Genomic DNA, 23066 nt, shown 5'->3' on the forward strand with positions numbered 1-23066 from the left:
TTTTAATTAGTTATTACATCTATGACTTCATATATATTATCTAAATTATTAGCACCTGTAAATCCACTAAAGAATTCTACAGTCTTTCTTAAAATAACTACAAATTCATTTTCTCCTTGCCAATTTTCTAATATAACATTTATGTCTACATCATTTATTATTCTATTTAAAGCAAAGAAAATTACACTTAAATCATCTAAGGCACCTACAAAAGGTATTTTATCTGGTAATATATCAAATGGACAAACTACATATCCTAAAGAGGCACCTACTACAGCCTTAGTCTTCATAGGAACTCTATTATCTTTTAAAAGTCTAAATATTAAAGCTACTATATCTGGTAAGAACATAATATAATCCTTATAATCTTTAGCTTTCTCTGGAATATGATTAACCAAATACTCTCTACTACTTGTATACATGTCCTCAACTTTTTGTACATCAATGCTCATTATGTAATCATCTGTCTTTTCCTCTTCTTCAATATCATCTCTTACTTCTATTTCTAAAATAGGTTCCTTAATCTTTGAAAGCTCTACATCTATTTTTTCTAAGCCAATATTTAAAACCTCTCCTTGAATTTTTAATTCCTTAAAATCTAAATTTAAGAAAGGTATATTACCTAGTATTTTCTTATAACCTACAAGTATTTTATCCTCTTTAACTAATATCCCCTGATTTTTAAAACCTTTTAAAGCTATCTTTAGACCTATTTTTCTAAAAGGCTTTAAAATTCCAACACTCATAAGTTTAGCTTTTGAAAATTCTATAACAAGATTATCCCCTTCTACTCCTAAAATATCCAAGGTTGCCTTAAAACCTAAAGCAAGAACCTTTTTGAATACGCCTTCCACTTCTATACTATTGTTTATTTTTAAGCTTTTTATTTCTAAACCTTTAATTTTCACAAAATCATTAATAAAGCTCATTAGGTCATCTGAATTTAATTTTATATCTACATTTGAAATTTGCAAAATACTTCTCCCCTTATTATTTAATAATTATCCATCTTTTAGTATATAGTATTTATTCTTAATTTTGAAGGTAAAAAAACTCCTCTGCCTTATTTAAAACAGAGGAATTTTTTTATTTTCTTATTATTTTATAATTATGGAAGAAAAGTCCTAAAATAGCTCCTGCTATGAATCCGCCAAAATGAGCAGATATATCTATATTAGACATTGATAGACCGATAAATACATTAAGCAATATAATAACTATTATATTAGTTACTAAGGCTTTACCAATTCTATCTTTTTCATTATAAGCAAAAACTAAAGCTGCCCCTAAAAGTCCAAATATAGCTCCTGAAGCTCCAACTCCCATAACTGGTGAAAAGTATAAGCTAAATATACTTGCTACTATTCCTGAAACAAAATAGATAGCTAAATATTTTTTCGCTCCATAAATCCTTTCTATGAAATCTCCTAATATATATAGAGCATACATATTAAATAAAAGATGTACTATTCCACCATGCAAAAACATAGAGGTTACTAATCTATAATATTCTCCGTGGAATATTATTGCATTATTATGCTTAGCACCCATCCAATATAGAATTTGTGGATTCATCTCTACTATATTTCTGAAGAATCCAGCACCTAAAGCAGTAGCTACAATAAGACAAACTAGAAAAGCTAAAATATTTAAACCAATCAATATTCCTGTAACTTTTCCACATCTTAATTTTTTATACCAAGGAACCTTTGGTTCTTCTTTCTTTTTTAATAAAAATTCTAATATTTTTGCTAGAGGCTCAGAGCTCCTATCACTTTTTAAAACTTCTCTTTTCTGAACATCAACAATTACTCTATGACAATTCTCATCTATAGAAAAGTCTTCATCCTTTTTTTCATCCCTATCATAGCTTTTATAAAGAATTATATTATGAAGAGAATATGACTTACCTAAGCTTTTTAAATAATCTTCTGCAATTTTTAAATTTTCTTCCTCTTCATAAGACTTAGATATTATAACTGCATATTTTCCATCATCTTTAACTGTCTTTAAAGCTATCCATAGTTCTTTATCCTGTTCTCCTTTTAAGTCTTCTACATAAAAACCATAATTATTTATAAGTAAGTTGAAATAATCTTGCTCAAATTTACTCATTGCCTCTCCTCAATCTTCTAAATAATTTCTTCCAACATATCTAAAAGCTCATTAAATCTATCTAAGGTATCTTTAAGAGGCTTAGATGTTGTCATATCTACTCCAGCCATTTTTAATGTATCTATAGGATACATTGATCCTCCAGCCTTTAAGAAACCTTTGTATTTTTCAACAGCCTCTTCTCCTTTTGAAAGAATTGAATTTGCAAAGGAAGATGCAGCTGCATAGCCTGTAGCATATTGATATACATAGAAATCAGAATAAAAATGAGGTATTCTAGCCCATTCTATAGATATTTCTTCATCTACATTCATATCTTTACCAAAATATTTAATGTTTATATCTTTCCACATCTTACATAAAACTTCTGATGTAAGAGATTCTCCATTTTCAATAGCTTCATGAGTTTTTAACTCAAATTCTGCAAACATTAATTGTCTAAAGACAGTTGTTCTTATTTGCTCTAACTCTTGATTTATTAGATATAATTTTTTATTTTTATCAGTTTCTTTCTCTATTAAATGATGTATAAGTAAAATTTCATTTGTTGTTGAAGCAACTTCTGCACAGAAAAGACTATAATCTCCATAAATATAAGGTTGAGTCTTTCTAGTATAATAAGAATGTATTGAATGACCCATTTCATGAGCTAAAGTTGATGCATCATTTAACTCATAATTATAGTTTAATAATACATATGGCATAGTATCATAGGATCCCCATGAATAAGCTCCACTTCTCTTTCCTTTATTTTCATATACATCTATCCAACCTTCATTTATTCCTTCATTGAATATGTCTAAATATTCTTTTCCTAAAGGTTTTAATCCTTCTTCAACTAAACTTATGGCATCCTTATACTCTAAATGTTCTTTTTTGCATTCTATAACTGGAACATATAAATCATACATATGAATTTCTTCTAAGTTAAGAAGTTTTTTCTTAATTCTAACATATCTATGAAGAGCATCCATATTTTCATCTACAGTTTTTAAAGCATTATAGTAAACTTCTACTGGAATATTATTAGGTTTTAAAGAAGCCTCTAAGGAACTATTATATTTTCTTGTTTTGCTTTCAAAAACAAAGTTTTTAATAGAACTTGTTAAACTTGTTGCTAAAGTATTTTCATACTTTTTGTATGTTCCAAATAAAAGTTTAAAGGCAGCTTCTCTTACCTTTCTATCTTTGCTCTTTATAAAAGAAATATAGTTTCCTTCAGTTAATTCTACCTTTCTACCACTTTCATCTACTATCTCTCCAAAAGTCATATCTGAATTAGTAAGCATTGAATATATGCTCTCTGGAGCTCCTAAACAATCTGATACAGAAGCTAAAACAGATTCAACTTCCCTTGATAATATATGAGGCTTTTCATTTAATATCATTTCAAAATATATTTTATATTGTTTTAAATCCTTATCCTCATTTATGAAATTTTCTATTGTTCCTTCTTTTAAGCTTAATATCTCTGGAACAAAGTATGCAGTATAACTTGAAAACTCTGCTGAATATGGATCTATTTTATTTACTAAAGATTGCATTTCAGGATTAGATGTGTCCTCATTACTTCTCATATGAGCATAAACATATAGTTTACCAAGTTTTCTGCTTAACTTTTCATTTAATAAAAGAAAAGCTTTTAAATCTTCCTTGTTTCCTAACTTACCCTCAAAATCTTTTAATTTTGGAGCTTCCTCTTTTAACTTACTTAATTCCTCATTCCATTTAGCTGGAGTTTCATAAATTTTATCAATTCTCCACTTATCACTTTCTGGAATTTCATCTCTTCTTCTAAGTTTTTTGACCTCACTCATTTTAATTCTCCTTTCAAATATTATTTATAATCTTCTTCTTTACCCTTTATGTCCTCAAAAACCTTCTTCATTTGTTTATCTATAATAGAGCAAACTTCATTTAAAACTGCTCTCATTTCCTCATGCTCATCATCAAATTTAAATTTGACTACCCAAGTTGGATTATATTCTTCATCAAACTCTTCTACTATATATCCTAATGAAGTAAGGGCCTCCACATTGAACAAATCATATATTGCTGAAAATTCCCATTCTAAAACATCCTTGTCTGTATCAAAAAAAAGACTTACATCTCCATCTACGCAATATAATTTTTTAACAAAATTAGTTCCTTCTAAAACTGAATAACTTCCTAATTCACCCTTTATAACTCCATTTTCTTTATCTTTTTCCATTATAACTAATGAAGAAAAATCCATCTTATATCATCCTTTCCTATTTTACTATATATACTAATTATAAAATTTCTATTTATATTTGCAAGTGCATATGCCGTATATAATAAAGTCTTCCTCTTTATATTTATTTAACTGTAAAATTATGGTAATATATTTTATGTAACATTAATATACTAGAGGTGATTTTTCATGAATAAATTTATGCTAAGAAGACTTATTTTAGGAGTATCCCTATTTTTTATCATTATATTTTCAAGTGTTTTTATTATTAATAAAATTTATATTAAGCAAAAGTGTAAAGATTTATACTTTGCAACTGAATATTTAACAACAAGAGGGAATTTAGAAAATAGCCTTCTAACCATAAAAAATTTTGAATTATCATTTTTAGATAAGGATATTGCAATTGTAGAAATTAATGGACTTAGTTACGATAAGCCTCATCAATCTATTTCTTGCAAAGCTTACTTTGAAAAAAAGGAAAATTCAGTTTGGGACTTAAAAGAAATAGAAAAGCTAACTTAAAATGCAAATTATTTGCACTTGATTTAAAATCCATGTATAATTTATTTAGAATTATACTAGGAGTGATACGATTTGATAAAGATAAATAATCTTTCCTTTTCCTACAGCGGTAAAAAACCCTATCAATTAAATGATATAAATTTAACCTTACCTGAAAATGAATTTATATCAATAGTAGGAGAAAATGGAAGTTCTAAAACTACTCTTTTAAAACTTCTTTTAGGATACTTAAAACCTATTAAGGGAAACATCGAAATAAATTTAAACAGCGTTGGGTATGTTCCTCAAAAAGTTGATAACTTTAACTCCCAATTTTCCATTACGGTTTATGAAGTATTAAAAGTACATTTAAAAACATTAAAAATAAAGGATAAAGGCGAAATAGACAGGGTTCTTTCAGCTGTTAATATGCTAGAATTTAAGGATAGATTAATAGGTTCTCTTTCTGGTGGTCAGCAACAAAGAGTTTTTATTGCAAGGGCTTTAATAGGACACCCTAATATATTAATATTAGATGAACCTTCTACAGGAATAGATGAAAAGACTCAAAAAGATATATATGAACTTATTTATAAGTTAAATAAAGAGAAGGAAATGACTATTATATGTGTTGAACACAATATAAGAAAATCTCTTAAGTATTCATCATATATTCTTGAATTAAAAGATTCTAAAGCTACTTTATTTAAAAATAATGAATACTTAAAAAAACTAGATGAAATAAATAATGAATTTATATAGAAAGGGCTCTTTTTAAAAATGTCTATTATACAAAATATGTTTCAATTTGAATTTATGCGTAATGCATTTATGGCCGGTTTTATAATATCTCTTTTATGTCCCTGTATAGGACTTTTTCTTGTGTTAAAGAGATATTCAATGATAGGGGATACACTTTCCCACTCTTCCTTTGCAGGCGTTGCAATTGGGCTAGTATTTGGATTTAATCCTCTTTTAACAGCATTTTTATTTACTACTATTTGTGCATTACTTATAGAATTATTAAGAAATTATTATAAAAAATATGCAGAATTATCTATGTCTATTATACTTACCTTTAGTTTAGGATTAGCATTAATACTAGTTAGTAGTGGTAAGTCTAGTACAACAGTTAATTCTTTTTTATTCGGAAGTATATTAACAGTTTCAAAAACTGATTTAACCATAATAGCTTTAGTTTCTCTACTTTGTTTTATAGGAATATTTTCATTATATGATAAATTAGTTTATACTACCTTTGATGAAGAAGGGGCTAAAGTTTCTGGAATAAATACAAAACTTATAAATTATATTTTTACAATCATAGTAGGAGCTACTATTTCTGTTTCAATTAGAGTTATGGGAATACTGGTTATTTCATCAATAATTGTTATACCAGCAGCTACTGCCATGCAATTTAAAAAAGGATTTACTAAGTCCCTTATTATTTCAATGATAATAGGAGTTATAGATGTCTTAAGCGGTTTACTTCTAGCTTCTCTATTTGATTTAGCTCCAGGAGGAACTATAGCTTTAACTTCAGTAATAGTGCTTATATTATCATTAATTTTAAACAGAAAAAAATTATAATATAAGTAAAAATGGGTTGTATAAAAAATTAATAAAACTTACAAACATATTCTGAGAATTACTAGATTTCTCTTCAAACCGTTTGTAAGTTTTATTATTAATCTTTTTTATATAATCCCTTATTTTTAAAACATAGTGGTAAATATATAACTTGAATTTATATACTTATACATTCCTCTCCATTTTCATCCTTATATACTTTAAAAAGTTTGTTTTTCTTATATAAGTATCTATATATTGCATATACTACTACCCCTTTTAAAGCACCTGTTATACTTATGGCCCACCAAATACCTTCTAATCCTAAGAACTCAGGTTTACACATAATATAAGCCATTGGTATTCTTGCTCCTGTTAATAATATACTTATTATTGATGGTATATAAGTTCTTCCTAATCCATTAAATGCTCCTGTTGTTGTTATTTCTACGCAAACAAGAATCTGACAATAGCCAAGTATCTTTAAATAAACTGTTCCTTGTTCTATAGCTTGTGCCTCTGGTATAAATATTCTAAATATCTCTTCTCCAAAGAAAATTAATACTAAGGAAGCAAATACTCCTACTATAAGAGAAATTATCATAGTTATATTAAATCCCTTTACTATTCTTTTTAGCTTTCCAGCTCCATAATTTTGTCCAACAAATGTGCTTAAGGCCGTAGATATTCCACCTGCTGTCATCCATGCAATGGCTTCAACCTGTGAACCCACCTTTTGAACAGCTATAGGAACAGGGCCAAACACTGCAACTATTTTCCCTATAAACATTGAAAAAACAGTAAATAATCCACTCTGAAGTGCTGCAGGTAATCCAATATGGAATAAAGTTTTCATACAATTTATTTTAATTCCACTTAAAATATTTATTTTTAAGTATTCAGCCTTACTTTTTATCATTATATATAAAAATGTAACTGTAACTATAACCTGAGCTAAAACTGTAGCCAAGGCAGCTCCTAGTACACCCATCTCTGGGAATATTCCTATACCAAAAATTAATATTGGATCAAAAACTATGTTAAAAATTAATCCTATAGTATTAGCTATAAAAGGAGTTCTACTATCTCCTGAACCAGTAAATACCGCTGTAAATACTGGATTTAAAAAGTTAAATATCATTCCTAAAGCAACTGCAATTAAATATGTCTTAGCCATTTTTATAACTTCAGCATCACCTAAGTCAAAAAATCCTATTAACTGACTATTAAATAAAAGTAATATTATTGAATAAATAATAGCTAGTATAATATTTATTTGAAAGGCACTTTTTATATAATCCTTTGTGCTATCTATATCATTTCTTCCTAAGCTCTGTGCTACTTTTATCTCAGCTCCCACCTTAGAAATCATTACAAAGGCCATACCAAGCCAAGGAAAGAATCCTGCTGTTCCAACAGCTGCCACTGCATTACTTCCTATTCTACCAACCCATATCATATCTGCCATATTATAAGCCATTTGTATAAAAGAGGTAGCCATAATAGGTATGGAAAGTTTTATAAGGTTGCTTGTTATTTTTCCTTCGGTTAAATCAATTCTCTTGTCCATTTTTCCCCCTGTGTATCTAAAAAATTATTCCCACACATTATAATTCATATTTTATATAAGCTAAATATATAAAATTATTTTATATATAATAATTTAAATTTATATTTTTAGCCTTAATTTCTTGTAAATTAATTTAAGTTTTAGATATGATAACATATCTAAAACCTAAATATACATCTGTATTTTAAATAATATATTACCTATATATATTTATAAAGGAACAAAATTTTCCTTTTAAATAGCTTTAAAACCTTCAAATTTTATTGCTATTAATCTCTTTATATTACTGTAACTTGATCAACAAACATAAAGGTAGGACCCTCTCCAGGCATTATACTCCAAGCTGGACATACCTCTTCATTCTTTGCAAATATTTTAATATACCTAGTCTTAATTTCTCTTTGTGATGTAATGTCCTTTTTTCCTACTTCTTCTCTTTTTTCATTCTTATCCTTTTCTTCCATTGTTAATAAAGTAAACTCTTCTCCATCTAATGAAGAATAAAACTCTACAAACTTAGGATAGTAAATCCAAGCTCTTGTGTCTTGTAAAAATCCAACCATTATTTCTTTTATTTCTTTTACTTCTCCTAAGTCAACTATTACTTCCATATCTTCTGTATACCCAAGCCATTTTCCATCAGTATAATGTAAACTTCCCTTTTCACCATCTATTAAATCATAAACTCCTCTTTTATTGTACATATAGTGGTCTGTAGGCTTAGTTAATCCTTTAATATTAGCTATTGGCAAAGTTACATATATTCTACTTTCCACAGTGTTACTAGGCTTGTATCCTTCTTTAAAAACCTTAGCTTTTATAAAAGCTCTATCATTAACAACTATTGGCTCTTCATATAATAAGGATTTCTCATTTGGCTCACTTCCATCTAAAGTATATCTAATCTCTCCCTTTTTATCTCTTTTTCCTAAAAGAATTTCTTGAGAAAATGGTTTATTCATAAGTAAAGTATCTATATTTACAATTGGTCTAAAGGCTCTAAGTTTAACCTTACTACCTTTCTTATACCTTTTATATTCTGGTACATATCCATCTATCTCTTCTCTATTTTTTAAATATTCATCAGTAAAGAACTCTTTTTCCTTAGGTTTTTCACAAATAGTATTTAAATCTAAAAGTATTTCCCCCGCCTCTGGAATTATTAATATCTTATATTCTTCATCTACTGAGAATTCTCCCTTAATTAAGGAGATTTTATATTTAAAATCATTATGTTTACATAAAATAGTATTTAAATTTAATTCCTGAAGAACAGGTAAGGTATTTATACAAAGCATACATTCTTTAGAATCTTTCACATTAAATTTAATACTTATCTTATCTTCATAGCAAAGTATTTTTATGCTTTCCTCATGATTTAAATCCCATGTTATTTTGCATTTATCCTCATTAATCCCTTTAAAATCTATGGTATCTCCTTTAATTTTTTCATATACACCAATTCTTTTTAATTTAACAAAGCTTATTTCTGGTCTTTCATCTATTTCATTTTTCCAGTAATGAGGTCTCATTAAAGGCAATGCATCAAATACACTTTCATTATCATCTAAATAGTTATCATAATATCTTGATTCATAATTTTCATTAAATAAATGAATATCTCTTATACTTAAAACATTATTTTCAAATAAAAAACTACTTCTATAAAATCTACTGTTATACCACAAAGTTTTCATATTATAAGTGTTCCAATCCTTTTTAGCCCCAAAGGTAGTAGGTGGAGTTAATTTATATTTCTTCTTATACCAAAGAGCACTTTCAGCTAAGGTTTCAACTCTAAGCTTTTTCTCCTTTTGCAAATTGAATATATGTTCTATTTGAACTTCATATCCCTTATACATGGTATTCCATAAAAATGTATTTTCCTGTCCTACCTGAGCATAAGAAAATCCTAAGGTCTCCTCTTCATTTAAACACTCAAAAAACCAATGAACCCATTCTTTATTTTGTCCAATTATCCATGCTGGCTCTAAAGTATGGACTCCTTTTAACTCTTCTCGTAATCCCTCTTCAAAATTATAAATTGGATCTGGTCCTAAAAGCCTAAATAAAGGTAAATCTAATTGCATTTCTTCCCTTTGAGCTGGAATATATTCATTTAACTTACTTGGATAATAGGCTTGATTAAAATATCCTCCCCAAAGAGTAAATCCATCAGTTCCAATTTGATCTCTACAAATAGCCCCTCCTATTACTCCATACTTCTCCTTTAAATATGTTAAAGTTCTTATATCTATAACCCAAGAACCAACTGTCTTAGGATAGTATCCAAATATACACTTAAAATCATCCATGTAAACATCAGCCATTTTAAATCTATCCTCTGGGCTGTATCCTAGTGAATATCCCCTATGAACATGGTCATCAATAGGAGTTTCCCCCTTCCATTTAACACCGGCCTTCTTTGCTAATTCCTCAGTTATCTCAAACCAAGCTCCAACTTCGTCATATTCATCTATGGATTCTTTTATAAGGTTTACAAATCTTTCATCCATTAAAGCATCATGTTTTAATGCATAGGTTGCAGGAAACCCATATTGTTTTATTAACTCAATCTCTCTAACTACTGTCTGAAAATCATCTTCAACAAATTCACCACTTGGATAAACAGTTTTTCTTATAAAATTATATATATTTACTATAGTAATATTATTCTTCTTTTTTTTATCAAACTTTATCATATAATTCCCTCCTTTTTAAACCCATTTTAAGTAATCTAAATACTTTAAACAATGAAAAAATTTTAGTTTTTATTAAGATTTTCTTTATATTTTCTTTTTTGTAAGTTCATACAATTTAATAAAAAAAGCTATAAAATAATGAATATTTTTATTCACTACTTCATAGCCTATAATTTATTATTTAATCTAGTATTAATTATAAATAAAATATCAAAATTATAAATATTCATATACTTATAATTTTGAAGTAAATATTCTATTTTAAAATTATTTTTTCTTATTATTTATACACTCTTCACATATACCCTTTAAAGTAAGATTATGCTCTTTTACTTTAAATCCTGTTTGATTTCTTAAAAGCTCCTCAATCTGTTGCATAGGACATGGAACTTCTATTTCTTTATGACATAAATCACATTCTAAAATATGCTTATGAATATTTCTATTCTTTAATTTATAAGAACTTTTTCCATCTCCTAATTCAAACTTATCTACTAAATCCTTCTCTAAAAATACCTCTAGAGTTCTATAGACAGTAGATAAATTTATCTCTTTACATTTACTATATATATAATCGGCAGTAACACTTCTATCACTTTCCTTTAACAAATCATATATTAATAATCTAGCTTTGGTAACTTTAACACCATTAGCTTTAAATATTTCTTTTACTTCCATAACAATCTCCTAAACAAATATTTAAATCATTAATATAAATTATATCACATAAAAAAACTTGTATAAAATATATTTCTAAATTGGAGTATTAAACTGATCTAGTCTTACTTATGATTTAAAAATTAATTATAAATTTAAATACAAAAGGATATATTAAAATTGCATCTTTGCAACCATAATATATCCTTTTTATAATTTCATTTTTTAGTAGAAATTATCCACACATACTATCTAATCAAAAACTAAAACAAAATCCATTGTATTTAAACCACTGAATTCTTATAAGTATATTTTAGCATATTCCTAATAAACCTAATATTATACCTAAGAACATAACACCAAACATTACCATGTTTATGTTAACTTTTTTACGTAAAAGGTAGAATGCAAGTAAAGTTACACATAATGGAACTATACCAATGAATAACTGATTCAAATATTCTTGAATCATAATAGGCTTGTCGCTTCCTTCTACAGCAACTTGAAGTATAGTTTTGAACTTAACATTTGATGCAGTCATAGAACCCATCATAATAAGACCAAGTATGCTTGAAGCTTTAGTTAATATTTTCATACCGCCACTTTCATACAATTTTTGTATAAAGTTTGCACCTACTGAATATCCACTATAAAGTGCATAATAATGTATTAAAAATGCTGGAATATTATATAATAATAAAAATACTATTGCCCCTAAGGGTGAGCCTGTACTAGCTAATGATATACCTATACCTGCTGCAACAACTCTTAAAATTCCCCAGAAAAAAGAATCACCTATTCCTGAAAGCGGTCCCATTAATGAGGCCTTTACAGCAGTAATTGAACTTGAATCAAAGTTTTCATCTTCACTATTTTGACGTTCCATAGCAGATACAAGTCCCATAATAAAATTGTTTAAATGCATAGTAGCATTAAACCAAGTAGTATGACGAACTAAAGCTTCTGATCTTTCCTCTTTAGTTTTATAAAATCTATTTATTACAGGTAAAAGAGTATATATAACTCCCACTGCATGATATTGTGTAGCACCAGTACGGCTAGCATTCATAGTCCAAGAACGCCAAAATACTGAACGTAACATTTTTTTATCTTCAATTGATAAGTTTTCCTTCATCTTCATTACGCAAAAAATTCCTCCTCTTCATCTTCTTTGGTCATCTGTCCAGATCCTTTAGGACCTGCAAGGACAAGATTTGAAATCTGTAAATCCCTTTGTGAAGTTACAACGCATATTACAACTCCCACCACTGCTACTGCAACAGCTGGCAGTTTTAAGTAAGCTGTAAGAATAAATCCTAATAGATAAAATACTGCTAATTTATTATCCCAAAGTAATTTCATTAACATTGCAAAACCAACTGCAGGTAAAAGTCCACCAGCGGCGCTTAATCCATTCATTAGTTTAGCAGGTATATTTTCTACTAAGGCATTTACAGGACCACTTCCAAGTAATACACCTAAGAAAGATATAGCTGATATTATAAGATAATATAATGCCCATGTACCGTAATGAAGTGCTACTATTTTCTTTTGATTGTTTTCTCTAGCAGCATCGTCTAAAGCAGGTGCAAAAACATTCATTAAAACGTTTTTTAAGAACATAACAACAAAAGCTGCTAACATACCAATAGGTATAGCTAGTGTAATTGCTGCCTTTGTTTCAACATGAGAAATAATTGCAAAAGTTGTTGCTAAGGTAGTTGCAGTAACTGGTTCCGCTGCTATAACCCCACCTATATTAACATTTCCTAGGAATACGGCTTCTAAAGCTGCCCCCATTAATATACCTGTTTTCATATCTCCCATTAATATACCAGTTACAAGACCTACTACTAAAGGACGTTCCATCATACTTTGTCCTGTTAAGTAGTTACCAGCAAAACAGATAAATACACTTAGTGCTGCCATTAAAGCATGCATCAACATATTTTTTACCCCCTAAAAATATTTAGTTTTTTAATATTTACTTCTAAAAGCTCTATTAAGCTTTATTTTTTTTAAATTCAATGTAAATCGATTTATAAACTATTCTAAAATTTTAATTTAAACTAAGTCTAGTTTATTTAATCAAATATTATATTAAAATTGTGCTAAAGCTTTCTTTAAATCAAGCTGTGGATTTGATGGTAATACTTGATTATAAGATTTAACATTAGTTAGCTCTGATAATTCCTTAGCAGCTTTTAATTCATCTGGATTTAATTGAACACTTGAAAATACCATTACTTTGTCTTTTGGATTAGATTTGTCAAAACGTCCTGCATTAGCAACGTTTACAGATTCTATATCACTAACTTCTTTAGCAATCTTTGTAGCATCTGATACACTGTTTACTATAACAAACATTCTTTTATCCTTACCACGAGGATCATTAAAAACTTTTATAGCATCCTCAACTGAACGAATTAAAAGTTTCATTCCATTTGGTACAGCCATTTTTAAAGTCATTTGCATAACTTCATTTTTTGCAGCCTCATCATTTGCTACTACTAAAAGTGGTGCATTTAGCTCCTTTGTCCATACTACTGCTACTTGTCCATGTATTAAACGGTCATCTACACGTATTTGAGTTATCATAATTTTTTCCTCCTAAAATTCAAAATACTATTTTGTTAATTTTTTCTTTTTAAACGATTACTATTACTTTAAAAAAAATTTATTATTTCATATAAATATAATTAATCGTTTTCTTAAAGGGTATTGTTAGATATTGGTTTTTAATTTCTTAATATCTAGAAAAAGTCATCCTCATCATCACTAGATAACTTTGTTGAAACAAGAGTTACTTGAGCTTCATCTATAGCATTTTTTATAGACTCCTCTGTTAACTCATCTTCAGCGGAAAATAATATTGATAATACTATTGCTAAATTAGCATTAGAAATTATAAAAATATTTTCCTTTTTAGCAGTTGCAACTTGTGTTACTGCTTTTTGATTAACACTACCGCCAAATAAATCAGTAAATATTATACCTTGCTCATTCTCCCCAATGCTCTCGATAAAATTTACAATTTGTGGAGTGTAATCCTCATCAGTGATATATGCATTTATAACTTCTACATCATCACCCTTATCTGCAAGTATATTTAAGGAGCTCTGAATTCCCCCTGCCAATTTGCCATGGCTTGCTATTAAGATTTTTTTGTTCATAAAAAATTCACCTCTCGATTACTAATTATAGCACATGTGAACAAAAATCAACCAAAAAATGAATAAAATAGAAATATTTCTTTAATCATTGTTAATTTTTCTTAATACTTTCTTGATAATTTCTTTAATAAGTTACCCAATATTTAAATAAAACTCCATTTATTTTTTTTAATTAAAATATCAATTAATTTTTCAAAAAATTTAATAAAACCCTATGTTTTTTAAAATTATCAAAATAAATACGAATTATTTTCAAATTCAATTTAAATTAAAATTTTAATATTTCTATTTGACAAGAAATATTAAAGTAGTGTATATTATGAAATAGAGTACGTTATTAAGTTTAATAGTATAGCACATTTAACCTTTTTTATATAAATGTGCATAATAAAAGGAGAGATTTTTCAAATGAATTGTATTATAGCTCAGTCTGGTGGACCTACTTCAGTAATAAATGCTAGTGTTTATGGTCTAGTTAAAGCAAATAAAAAACTTAATTTATATGAGAATGTTTATGGTGGATTAAACGGAATAGAAGGTATTTTAAATAAGAAAATAATAAACCTTTCAGACCTTGATGAACTTCAATTAGAAAGATTTAAAAATTCACCAGCCTCTGGTTTAGGTTCTTGTAGATATAAATTAAAACCTCTTAGTGAAAGTGAAGATGAGTATTTAAAACTTTTAGATATTTTAAACTCACTTAATATAAAAGCTTTCTTTTATGTAGGTGGAAATGACTCAATGGATACTACTGCTAAATTAAATGCTTTTGCAAAAGCTAAGAATATAGATATAAAATTCTTTGGAATCCCTAAAACAATAGATAATGATTTAATGCACACAGATCACACTCCAGGATTTGGTAGCGCTGCAAAATTCATATCTACAGCAGTTTTAGAAACTTATTTAGACTCAAAAGTTTATACTAATAATGGAATTTTCATAATTGAAACTATGGGAAGAGATACAGGTTGGTTAGCAGCTTCTGGTGCTTTAGCAACTATAAACGGGAATAAATGTGCTGATTTAGTATATTTACCTGAAAGAGCATTTTCAGTACAAAGCTTTTTAACTGATGTAGCTAGAATATTTAAAGAAAAAAAACATGTATATATAGTAGCTTCTGAAGGATTAAAAGATGAAAATGGAAAGTTTCTTACTGAAACTGCACCAAATGACGATTCATTTGGACATGCTCAATTAGGTGGTGTAGGTGCTTACTTAAAGAACCTAATAATCCAAGCTAGTATAACACATAGAGTTAAATCTCTAGAACTTAATACTCTACAAAGATGTTCTATGCATGCTTCATCTAAAATAGATGTAAATGAAGCTGTTATGGTAGGACAAGCTGCCTTAGAAGCTTCTATTAATTCAGAAGGTGGTTATATGGTTGCTATAAGAAGAGATTCTTCATTCCCATATAAGAGCTCTACTTTTTTAATTGAAGCTGATAAAATAGCTAATAATATAAAATATTTTCCAAGTGAATGGATAAATGAAGAAGGTAATAATATAACCGAAGAAGGTTTATCATACCTTAAGCCATTAATTAGCGATTTTGAGGATAGAGATTCTCTTCCTCTTTATCATAGTTTTGTTTTATAAATATTATTTTACTCAATTACCTACATTTAATAAAAGACATGCATTTTCTGCATGTCTTTTATTTTTCTTTAAGAACATCCTTTAAAGTATCATATGCAAAATCTATTATTTCTGCACAACTTACCTTACTTTTCTTTAAGTCTAAACAAATTTCTGAATTAAACTCTTCTCTTATTCTATTTAGAAGTTCCTTTGAATAAGCTCTGGCCTCATTTTTCTCATCATTACTCTCTCTTCCTTTTATGAAACCAATAGCTACAACTGCTCCATTTACAGCTCCGCATAAACTTCCAACAGCCATTCCTGTTCCCATACCACTTCCTAAAGATACTGGTATATCCTTATTAAATTCTTCATTATAAGATTTTATAATAGCCTCTGCACAAGTATATCCTTCCTTATGATATTCTGATGGACTTTTCATATTTTTCTCCTTCTTTCTAAAATATCTCCTGTATATTCCACAAAAGATAAATATTTATAATATTATGTCTTATATTAAATTAAACTAGTAAAATAACTTCTAAATAAAATATATAACTTTTATTTTTTAATTTAATATAAGATTAATTACATAATTTATAATATCAAAAATTTCTTTTTATTTCTGTGATTTTACATAAAAAAATTCTAAATAAATTCTTATATATGAAAACTTAAGAATTTATTTAGAATGAATTTTATAGTCTAAAATCTTTTTCTTTTACTATTTCTAAGGTATTTAAAAATTCCTCTATTTCTTCTTTAGTATTATATAATCCTAAACTTACTCTTAACATACCTGGTCTAGGCTTATTGCTATAAGCATATTTTGAAAATTCTTCATCCTTAAGGTTTAAAAGCCTTCTAACATAAGGATGAGCACAAAAAGTTCCATTTCTAATAGATATTCCCCTAAGGTTAGCTAACCTTTCTGATATTACATCATGGTGGATATCTTTAACATTAAAGACAACTACTCCTATTCTATTTTTATAATTAGAATCTCCATATGTTATTATATCTGGCATACCTTTTAAGCCATCTAACAAAGTTTTTTTCAAGTTTTCCTCTAATAATTCTATTTTGTCAAAACCTATAGATTTTATTACTTTAATTGATGATAAAAGTGAACATACTCCTATTATATTAGGTGTTCCTGCTTCAAAACGCTCTGGCTCACTATCTAAAAAGACCTTATTATCTGAAACTAAGTCCACGGCTCCTCCACCTTTTAATAATGGATCTTTATCTTTTATAAGCTCTTTTAATGCAATAATTACCCCTGTTCCAAAGGGAGCATACATTTTATGAGCTGAGAAAACTAGAAAATCTATGTGATCATTATTTCCAGTTCCCCCTATATTTATTGGCTTATGAGCAACTAACTGAGCTGCATCTACTATTATTTTAATTCCATTATCATGAGCCATTTTTGCTATTTCATTTATTGGATTTAAATATCCTGTTACATTAGAGGCACCTGTTATTGTTAAGTATTTTACTTTTCCTTTGTGTTTTTTAATTAATTCTTCTATCTTTTCTTTTTTTAAAAGTCCTAGTTCATCCACTTCAACATATAAAATATTGCTATTTTCTCTCCAAGGCAAGTCATTTGCATGATGTTCCATTCTAGTGCTTATTATATAATCCTTTTTGTTTCCTAAGGAATGTGCTAAAAGATTCAACCCTTCAGTGGCATTTTTAACATATATTACAGTATAATCCTCTGTATTCTTAACATTAAAAAACTCTAAAATCTTTTTTCTTGAGTTTTCATAAAATTCATTACAAAAATTTGCTTTATATCCTTTTCCTCTTCCAATGGAACTATATACATGCAACATGTCACTAACGCATCTTAATCCTTCCTTTAAAGCAGGGGTAGTAGCTGCATTATCAAGATTAATTGGTACTATCTTTTTTCCATTGTAAATAGTTATTTCTTCATCAACGCCTATAAACAATTCTCTAAAATTATTATTCATAACACATCACTCCAATGGTATATATTATTCTAAAGGTTTAAATTAGGTTCTTAAAACATAAGGATTTCATGAAATCCTTTCTAGATAAACATTTAATTTGATGAAATTCTTCATTATTAGTATAATTGTATGTGATTAATACTATAAATTCGATGATAGGAGTTTTAAAATGATTATTTTAAGCTGTAGACACTTAACTAAAAGTTTTGGTATTGATGAGATTTTAAGAGATGTAACATTTAATATAAATGAAGGTGACAAGGTTGGTTTAATAGGACCAAATGGAGAAGGTAAATCAACCTTATTTAAAATTCTTACCAAGCAACTTGATTATGATAGTGGTGAATTATTTTTAGATAAAAACAAAACCCTAGGATATCTCTCTCAGAATTTATCTTTAGATAGTGAAAATACTATTTATGATGAGATGCTTTCTGTATTCTCATCTTTAACGGAACTTGAAGATAAAATTAAAACCTTAGAAGAAAAACTTAATGAACCTTATGATTCTTCAAATGAAGAATATCATAATAAACTTATAAAGGATTATACCTTATCTCAAGAACTTTATGAAAATAGAGGCGGTTATACTTTTAGGGGAGAAATTTCTAGAGTTCTTAAAGGTTTAGGTTTTTTAGAGGAAGATTTCAACAATCAAATTATAAACCTTAGTGGTGGTCAAAAAACTAGATTAGCACTCTGTAAACTGCTTTTAAGAAAACCAGACTTACTTCTTTTAGATGAGCCTACAAACCACTTAGATTTAGAAGCTATAGAATGGCTTGAAGAATATCTTAATGGTTATAAGGGAACAGTCTTTGTTATTTCCCATGATAGATTTTTCTTAGACTCTGTAACAAATACAACCTTTGAACTTATTGGTGGAAAGATACATTGTTATAATGCAAGCTATACTAAATTCCTTGAACTTAGAAAAAAGGATATTGAAGCTAGATTAAAAGCTTATAATCTTCAACAGGCAGAAATAAAAAGACAAGAGGAAATTATAGAAAAGTTCCGTTCATTTAATAGAGAAAAAAGTGTTAGAGCTGCTGAAAGTAGACAAAAAGCTTTAGATAAAATGGATCGTCTAGAGGCCCCAGAGGTTATAAAAGAAGCTTCTAAAATAAGCTTTGAAACCTTAGTTAAAAGCGGAAATGATGTTTTACATATTGAAAACCTAAAAAAGAGCTATGATAGTCTTTTATTTGAAAATGTAAATTTAGATTTAAAACGTGGAGAAAAGGTTGCCCTAATAGGGGAAAATGGTAGAGGTAAGACTACTCTATTTAAAATAATAATGGGAATGTTAAAACAGGATTCTGGTTCTGTATCCCTTGGTAAAAACGTATTTACAGGATATTATGACCAAGAGCAATCTAATTTAAATCTTCATAAAACCATAATAGATGAAGTTTGGGATGACTTCCCTAATCTTACTACTACTGAGGTTAGAAATTATCTTGCTTCTTTCCTATTTACTGGTGATGATGTATTTAAAGAAATTTCCCTATTAAGTGGTGGTGAAAAGTGTAAGATAAACCTTTTAAAACTTATGCTTTCAAAGGCCAATCTTCTTCTTTTAGATGAGCCTACAAATCACTTAGATATTATGTCTAGAGAAGCCCTAGAAGATGCAATTTTAAGTTATGATGGAACTTTAATAGTAATTTCCCATGATAGATACTTCCTAAATAAAGTAATCAACAAAATTGTTGAACTTCAAGAAAATGGTCTTAAAACATACTTAGGAAACTACAATTATTATATGGATAAGAAAGCTAATCCTAATAGATATGAAGATATTGATGAGGAAATAAACCAAGGTAAAACAAAAACACAAATAAAAGAAGAACGAAAAAAGAAAAAATCTGCTGAAAAATCAGCTAGAGCTTTAAGAGCTCAACTTAGAGAGGTTGAAAAATTAATTCCTCAAAAAGAAGAAGAACTTGAAAAACTTCAAGAAATGCTTTGTACTGAGGAAGTTTATTCAAATCCAGAGGAAAGTGTAAGAGTAAATAAAGAAATTAATTCAGTTCAAGAAGAAATAGATTCTCTTTACGCTACTTGGGAAGAGCTTTCTGAATCTCTTGAGGAATAAAATAATAAAAGAATTTATTCATATAACAATCTAAAAAGAGAATGCATGGAAAGTTCTTTAAAAAATTTCCCATGCATTCTCTTTTAAATTGAACTTAAATAAAATAGTGTATAAAAATAAATTTCTTAAAGTTATTTTTATACACTATTTCTTTATTTATCTATTTTCTTCCTGTAGTACCAAATCCACCACGATCTTTGTTTCCAAAGGATTCTACCTCTTCAAACTCTATTTCTGGCATAACTTCCATAATTCTAAATTGACCTATTTTATCCCCTTTTCTTATCCAAGTTCCTTTAACTTCTTCCCCATTCTCACTTTCAATGTCTTTTCCCTGTAAGCAATAAACAGGCATATGCCACTGATCATTATCTCCTATATATGTATCATCTACAACACCAACACTATTAGTTTGTATAATTCCCCAAGTTTTAAAAGTTGAACTTCTAGGTGCTAAATGTCCTTCCCATCCTTCTGGAAGTTCTAAAGCAAATCCTAAAGGTACCATTGCTCTCTCTCCACATTTAACAAATACATCCTTATTAGCATATACATCTATCCAATTACCCTTTGTTATTTTTTTTAATTTAGTTGCTTTATCAAAATACTTAATTCTAATTATCATATCAAATTCCTTTCTTTTGTTTAATCTATATAATTTTTTAGAAATAAAATTAAACTATAGCTATTATATAATTTTATTTCTAAAAATTAAAGCCCACAGAATATTCTGTGAGCTTCTAAATAATTTTATTCTAATTATTGACAGCTTGCTTCACTATTGCATCTACAACGTATAGGTGGTCTATTACAGTCTTCCCTATCTCTTAATTTGTTGATTATTACTACTTTAGCATATTTATTTCTTGGAGAAATACATACTTCATAGCATGGATAGTATTCTGGTGCTTCAAAGTAGCAACGGTCTACAGGTTGTTTAACAGCATATAAGCCATCTTCTAAACATTTAAAACAAACCTTACCACAACGATCTGTATATTTACAATCTACAAGTTCAAAACCAGTGTTACAATCTACTTTATATAATTCTATTGGCATTCCACTTATTGGTTCACCATCAGAACATCCTAATAAAGATTGTACTTCAATAGTTCCTTTCTTAGGAATTGGTTTTGGTTGAGGTCTCTTACAACAATCTCTTCCATCATCACAGCATCCATGATTATGATCATGATGATTGCAATGATCATGATGATCACAATGATTGTGATGGTCATGGTTATCACAGTGATTATGATGATAGTTATTATATCTTGCATCTTCAAATAATTCTTCTAATTCATTTAATTCTATTCCTTGAGAATCACATTGGTAATCTTTATAATCCATAATTTACCCTCCTAGGTTTTATCATATGATTAATATATATTATGACTACCAATTACAAATTGTTACATTTTATGTGTTTTAATGTCTATTCACTATCAAGTATTTTTTCAGCTAGTTTTTTATATATATTTGCTTTATCCACAAGCATTGCAGATAAAAGTAATTTCTTTTCACTACTTTCTAGTGAATTAAATTCTTCTCCTAAATTATTTAAATCTATATTAATTTCCTGCTTTATATCTTCTATATTCTTTTCTTGTCCCTTTAAATATATTTTATAGAGCTTTCTTATATCCTCTGAATTAAATTCTTCCTTATTATATCCCTCAACAATATCTCCTAAAGCTAGTTTTATATCACTAAGGGCTAATATACCCTTCATATTATATATAAAGCACATAAGTATAATATGTTCCTTACTATACTTTTTATTTTTTATATCCATTAACAATTTTCCCTTAGCATAATTGTTAATCATAGTTTTAGTTAAAATCTTATCTTCTTCAAATCTCTTATTTCCACCTAATTTATTTTCAAATAATTGTATTACTTGATCCATATATAAATCTAATTCTGGTATATCCTCTAAATTAATATTATTATCTAAATTTAAACTCTCTAATAAATCATTTAAATTCATAAAATCACTTCCATTCCATTTAATTTATCATATAGTTTCTAAAACTACATTTCATCCTATATATATTATATTATAAGGAAATCAAAATAAATTCAAGATATTTGGCAATATTATCTACATATCATTAAAATTCTCCCTAATTTAAAGGTTGATATATTCCTATATTTAAAGGATAATTGTAATATGATAGTAAGTAGTTTCGAAAACTACTTGAAAACTTTTTCCTTGGAGGTATGTTATGAAAAATACGTTTTTTAGAGAACCAATAAATGGTTTTACTCATTTATTTGGTGCTATTTTATCAATATTCGCCTTAGTGGCACTAACAGCTAAAGCTACTTATATATACGGGATTGGATTACCACTTTTATCAGTTATTCTATTTGGTTTTTCATTAGTTTTGCTTTATAGTGCCTCTGCTATATACCATTTAGTTAATGCAAAGGAAAAAACTATAGCATTTTTAAGACGTTTAGACCATTCTATGATCTTTATACTTATCTGCGGAAGTTATATGCCTTATTGTCTTATTGGTCTTGAAGGTAAAGCTCAAATTTTTATAACTTCTTTAATAGTAATTCTTACGGTTTTAGGTATTTTATTTAAGATGGTTTGGTTTAATTGTCCTAGAATTCTTTCTACTCTTATGTATATAGGAATGGGATGGATTTCTTTAGGTGCTATTCCATTTTTCAAAAACATACCTGCTTTAGCATTAATTTGGTTAGCAATAGGTGGAGTTATATATACAATTGGTGGAATAATTTATGCACTTAAACCAAAATTTCTTGAATTTAATAACTTAGGATTCCATGAAATATTTCATATATTCATATTATTAGGAAGCCTATGTCACTTTATATCAATTTTCTTTTATCTACTATAAAAGAAA

At 27.9% G+C, this 23066-nt stretch carries 22 protein-coding genes; 6 read left to right on the top strand and 16 right to left on the bottom strand.

Translation table 11 applies throughout. The annotated features are described in order from the left end of the window. Positions 1–2 precede the first annotated feature (2 nt). The 4 genes from GOM42_RS08375 to GOM42_RS08390 all read right to left on the bottom strand — a co-directional run bounded on the left by GOM42_RS08375 (position 3) and on the right by GOM42_RS08390 (position 4351). Positions 3–974 carry a YkvA family protein gene (locus GOM42_RS08375; protein ID WP_025648549.1) on the bottom strand — a complete coding sequence of 324 codons (972 nt, stop codon included), beginning with the start codon at positions 972–974 and terminating at the stop codon, positions 3–5. Between the two features lie 112 nt (positions 975–1086). Then, the gene (locus GOM42_RS08380) at positions 1087–2115 is read right to left on the bottom strand and encodes a rhomboid family intramembrane serine protease (protein ID WP_003454696.1); all 1029 of its coding nucleotides are present in this window, start codon (positions 2113–2115) and stop codon (positions 1087–1089) included. 17 nt (positions 2116–2132) lie between these two features. Then, a complete protein-coding gene (gene pepF, locus GOM42_RS08385) occupies positions 2133–3932 on the bottom strand; it encodes an oligoendopeptidase F (protein ID WP_252597645.1) in 1800 nt (599 codons plus the stop codon). A 20-nt stretch (positions 3933–3952) separates the two neighbouring features. After that, positions 3953–4351 carry a DUF6762 family protein gene (locus tag GOM42_RS08390; RefSeq protein WP_003463768.1) on the bottom strand — a complete coding sequence of 133 codons (399 nt, stop codon included), beginning with the start codon at positions 4349–4351 and terminating at the stop codon, positions 3953–3955. A gap of 168 nt (positions 4352–4519) precedes the next feature. Here GOM42_RS08390 and GOM42_RS08395 point away from each other — a divergent pair, with 168 nt between their 5' ends. From GOM42_RS08395 to GOM42_RS08405, 3 genes are all read left to right on the top strand, one after another. Beyond that, a complete protein-coding gene (locus GOM42_RS08395; protein ID WP_003454606.1) occupies positions 4520–4855 on the top strand; it encodes a hypothetical protein in 336 nt (111 codons plus the stop codon). A gap of 72 nt (positions 4856–4927) precedes the next feature. Continuing rightward, positions 4928–5596, top strand: coding sequence for a metal ABC transporter ATP-binding protein (locus tag GOM42_RS08400; RefSeq protein WP_003457191.1), 669 nt, complete (start codon positions 4928–4930; stop codon positions 5594–5596). A gap of 18 nt (positions 5597–5614) precedes the next feature. Beyond that, on the top strand, positions 5615–6424 hold the full coding sequence (locus GOM42_RS08405) for a metal ABC transporter permease (protein WP_003454588.1): 810 nt from the start codon (positions 5615–5617) through the stop codon (positions 6422–6424). 157 nt (positions 6425–6581) lie between these two features. Here GOM42_RS08405 and GOM42_RS08410 read toward each other — a convergent pair whose 3' ends face one another. The 7 genes from GOM42_RS08410 to GOM42_RS08440 all read right to left on the bottom strand — a co-directional run bounded on the left by GOM42_RS08410 (position 6582) and on the right by GOM42_RS08440 (position 14505). Beyond that, positions 6582–7973 carry an MATE family efflux transporter gene (locus GOM42_RS08410; RefSeq protein WP_003457306.1) on the bottom strand — a complete coding sequence of 464 codons (1392 nt, stop codon included), beginning with the start codon at positions 7971–7973 and terminating at the stop codon, positions 6582–6584. A gap of 278 nt (positions 7974–8251) precedes the next feature. Then, positions 8252–10675 carry an FN3 associated domain-containing protein gene (locus tag GOM42_RS08415; RefSeq protein WP_011590852.1) on the bottom strand — a complete coding sequence of 808 codons (2424 nt, stop codon included), beginning with the start codon at positions 10673–10675 and terminating at the stop codon, positions 8252–8254. A 267-nt stretch (positions 10676–10942) separates the two neighbouring features. Then, a complete protein-coding gene (locus tag GOM42_RS08420; RefSeq protein ID WP_003454598.1) occupies positions 10943–11353 on the bottom strand; it encodes a Fur family transcriptional regulator in 411 nt (136 codons plus the stop codon). A gap of 292 nt (positions 11354–11645) precedes the next feature. Then, entirely contained in the window at positions 11646–12473 is an 828-nt protein-coding gene (locus GOM42_RS08425; protein WP_003457176.1) for a PTS system mannose/fructose/sorbose family transporter subunit IID, read from the bottom strand. Next, a complete protein-coding gene (locus GOM42_RS08430; protein WP_003454617.1) occupies positions 12473–13279 on the bottom strand; it encodes a PTS sugar transporter subunit IIC in 807 nt (268 codons plus the stop codon). The genes GOM42_RS08425 and GOM42_RS08430 overlap by 1 nt, the downstream gene beginning before the upstream one ends. Before the next feature lie 153 nt (positions 13280–13432). Then, positions 13433–13930 (bottom strand): PTS sugar transporter subunit IIB, encoded by a 498-nt coding sequence (locus GOM42_RS08435; RefSeq protein ID WP_003454565.1) that lies wholly within the window; start codon positions 13928–13930, stop codon positions 13433–13435. Positions 13931–14085: 155 nt separating this feature from the next. Further along, the gene (locus GOM42_RS08440) at positions 14086–14505 is read right to left on the bottom strand and encodes a PTS sugar transporter subunit IIA (protein ID WP_003454549.1); all 420 of its coding nucleotides are present in this window, start codon (positions 14503–14505) and stop codon (positions 14086–14088) included. A gap of 408 nt (positions 14506–14913) precedes the next feature. On the opposite strand from GOM42_RS08440, the gene GOM42_RS08445 reads away from it, so the two are divergent. Next, a complete protein-coding gene (locus GOM42_RS08445; protein WP_003454596.1) occupies positions 14914–16116 on the top strand; it encodes a 6-phosphofructokinase in 1203 nt (400 codons plus the stop codon). Positions 16117–16174: 58 nt separating this feature from the next. Here the strand turns inward: GOM42_RS08445 and GOM42_RS08450 are convergent, their stop codons facing one another. Together GOM42_RS08450 and GOM42_RS08455 are read right to left on the bottom strand one after the other, a co-directional pair. Then, positions 16175–16540: a C-GCAxxG-C-C family protein gene (locus GOM42_RS08450; protein WP_003454615.1), complete on the bottom strand. Its 366-nt coding sequence runs from the start codon at positions 16538–16540 to the stop codon at positions 16175–16177. 256 nt (positions 16541–16796) lie between these two features. Further along, a complete protein-coding gene (locus GOM42_RS08455) occupies positions 16797–18083 on the bottom strand; it encodes an aminotransferase class V-fold PLP-dependent enzyme (protein WP_003474079.1) in 1287 nt (428 codons plus the stop codon). A 169-nt stretch (positions 18084–18252) separates the two neighbouring features. Between GOM42_RS08455 and abc-f the strand changes: the two genes are divergently transcribed. Then, on the top strand, positions 18253–20184 hold the full coding sequence (gene abc-f / locus GOM42_RS08460; RefSeq protein WP_110016194.1) for a ribosomal protection-like ABC-F family protein: 1932 nt from the start codon (positions 18253–18255) through the stop codon (positions 20182–20184). A gap of 160 nt (positions 20185–20344) precedes the next feature. Here the strand turns inward: abc-f and GOM42_RS08465 are convergent, their stop codons facing one another. The 3 genes from GOM42_RS08465 to GOM42_RS08475 all read right to left on the bottom strand — a co-directional run bounded on the left by GOM42_RS08465 (position 20345) and on the right by GOM42_RS08475 (position 22174). Then, positions 20345–20809, bottom strand: a complete 465-nt coding sequence (locus GOM42_RS08465; RefSeq protein ID WP_087325659.1) for a deoxyuridine 5'-triphosphate nucleotidohydrolase — start codon at positions 20807–20809, stop codon at positions 20345–20347. A 134-nt stretch (positions 20810–20943) separates the two neighbouring features. Next, complete coding sequence (locus tag GOM42_RS08470) at positions 20944–21534, bottom strand: hypothetical protein (protein WP_003463726.1); 591 nt, start codon at positions 21532–21534, stop codon at positions 20944–20946. A gap of 85 nt (positions 21535–21619) precedes the next feature. After that, positions 21620–22174 (bottom strand): DUF1836 domain-containing protein, encoded by a 555-nt coding sequence (locus GOM42_RS08475; protein ID WP_003454691.1) that lies wholly within the window; start codon positions 22172–22174, stop codon positions 21620–21622. Between the two features lie 238 nt (positions 22175–22412). Here GOM42_RS08475 and GOM42_RS08480 point away from each other — a divergent pair, with 238 nt between their 5' ends. Further along, positions 22413–23060: a hemolysin III family protein gene (locus GOM42_RS08480; RefSeq protein WP_003454634.1), complete on the top strand. Its 648-nt coding sequence runs from the start codon at positions 22413–22415 to the stop codon at positions 23058–23060. The last annotated feature ends 6 nt before the right edge of the window (positions 23061–23066 follow it).

The sequence above is a fragment of the Clostridium sp. 16K-1-R1 genome (assembly GCF_023921145.1).
In the GTDB taxonomy this organism is placed as follows: Bacteria; Bacillota; Clostridia; order Clostridiales; family Clostridiaceae; genus Sarcina; species Sarcina perfringens.

What these genes read in the sequence shown, in the direction of transcription:
- GOM42_RS08380 (WP_003454696.1), bottom strand. Translation starts at nt 2,115, where the DNA reads ATGAGTAAATTTGAGCAAGATTATTTCAACTTACTTATAAATAATTAT.
- pepF (WP_252597645.1), bottom strand. Translation starts at nt 3,932, where the DNA reads ATGAGTGAGGTCAAAAAACTTAGAAGAAGAGATGAAATTCCAGAAAGT.
- GOM42_RS08390 (WP_003463768.1), bottom strand. Translation starts at nt 4,351, where the DNA reads ATGGATTTTTCTTCATTAGTTATAATGGAAAAAGATAAAGAAAATGGA.
- GOM42_RS08395 (WP_003454606.1), top strand. Translation starts at nt 4,520, where the DNA reads ATGAATAAATTTATGCTAAGAAGACTTATTTTAGGAGTATCCCTATTT.
- GOM42_RS08405 (WP_003454588.1), top strand. Translation starts at nt 5,615, where the DNA reads ATGTCTATTATACAAAATATGTTTCAATTTGAATTTATGCGTAATGCA.
- GOM42_RS08410 (WP_003457306.1), bottom strand. Translation starts at nt 7,973, where the DNA reads ATGGACAAGAGAATTGATTTAACCGAAGGAAAAATAACAAGCAACCTT.
- GOM42_RS08415 (WP_011590852.1), bottom strand. Translation starts at nt 10,675, where the DNA reads ATGATAAAGTTTGATAAAAAAAAGAAGAATAATATTACTATAGTAAAT.
- GOM42_RS08420 (WP_003454598.1), bottom strand. Translation starts at nt 11,353, where the DNA reads ATGGAAGTAAAAGAAATATTTAAAGCTAATGGTGTTAAAGTTACCAAA.
- GOM42_RS08425 (WP_003457176.1), bottom strand. Translation starts at nt 12,473, where the DNA reads ATGAAGATGAAGGAAAACTTATCAATTGAAGATAAAAAAATGTTACGT.
- GOM42_RS08430 (WP_003454617.1), bottom strand. Translation starts at nt 13,279, where the DNA reads ATGTTGATGCATGCTTTAATGGCAGCACTAAGTGTATTTATCTGTTTT.
- GOM42_RS08435 (WP_003454565.1), bottom strand. Translation starts at nt 13,930, where the DNA reads ATGATAACTCAAATACGTGTAGATGACCGTTTAATACATGGACAAGTA.
- GOM42_RS08440 (WP_003454549.1), bottom strand. Translation starts at nt 14,505, where the DNA reads ATGAACAAAAAAATCTTAATAGCAAGCCATGGCAAATTGGCAGGGGGA.
- GOM42_RS08445 (WP_003454596.1), top strand. Translation starts at nt 14,914, where the DNA reads ATGAATTGTATTATAGCTCAGTCTGGTGGACCTACTTCAGTAATAAAT.
- GOM42_RS08450 (WP_003454615.1), bottom strand. Translation starts at nt 16,540, where the DNA reads ATGAAAAGTCCATCAGAATATCATAAGGAAGGATATACTTGTGCAGAG.
- GOM42_RS08455 (WP_003474079.1), bottom strand. Translation starts at nt 18,083, where the DNA reads ATGAATAATAATTTTAGAGAATTGTTTATAGGCGTTGATGAAGAAATA.
- abc-f (WP_110016194.1), top strand. Translation starts at nt 18,253, where the DNA reads ATGATTATTTTAAGCTGTAGACACTTAACTAAAAGTTTTGGTATTGAT.
- GOM42_RS08465 (WP_087325659.1), bottom strand. Translation starts at nt 20,809, where the DNA reads ATGATAATTAGAATTAAGTATTTTGATAAAGCAACTAAATTAAAAAAA.
- GOM42_RS08470 (WP_003463726.1), bottom strand. Translation starts at nt 21,534, where the DNA reads ATGGATTATAAAGATTACCAATGTGATTCTCAAGGAATAGAATTAAAT.
- GOM42_RS08475 (WP_003454691.1), bottom strand. Translation starts at nt 22,174, where the DNA reads ATGAATTTAAATGATTTATTAGAGAGTTTAAATTTAGATAATAATATT.
- GOM42_RS08480 (WP_003454634.1), top strand. Translation starts at nt 22,413, where the DNA reads ATGAAAAATACGTTTTTTAGAGAACCAATAAATGGTTTTACTCATTTA.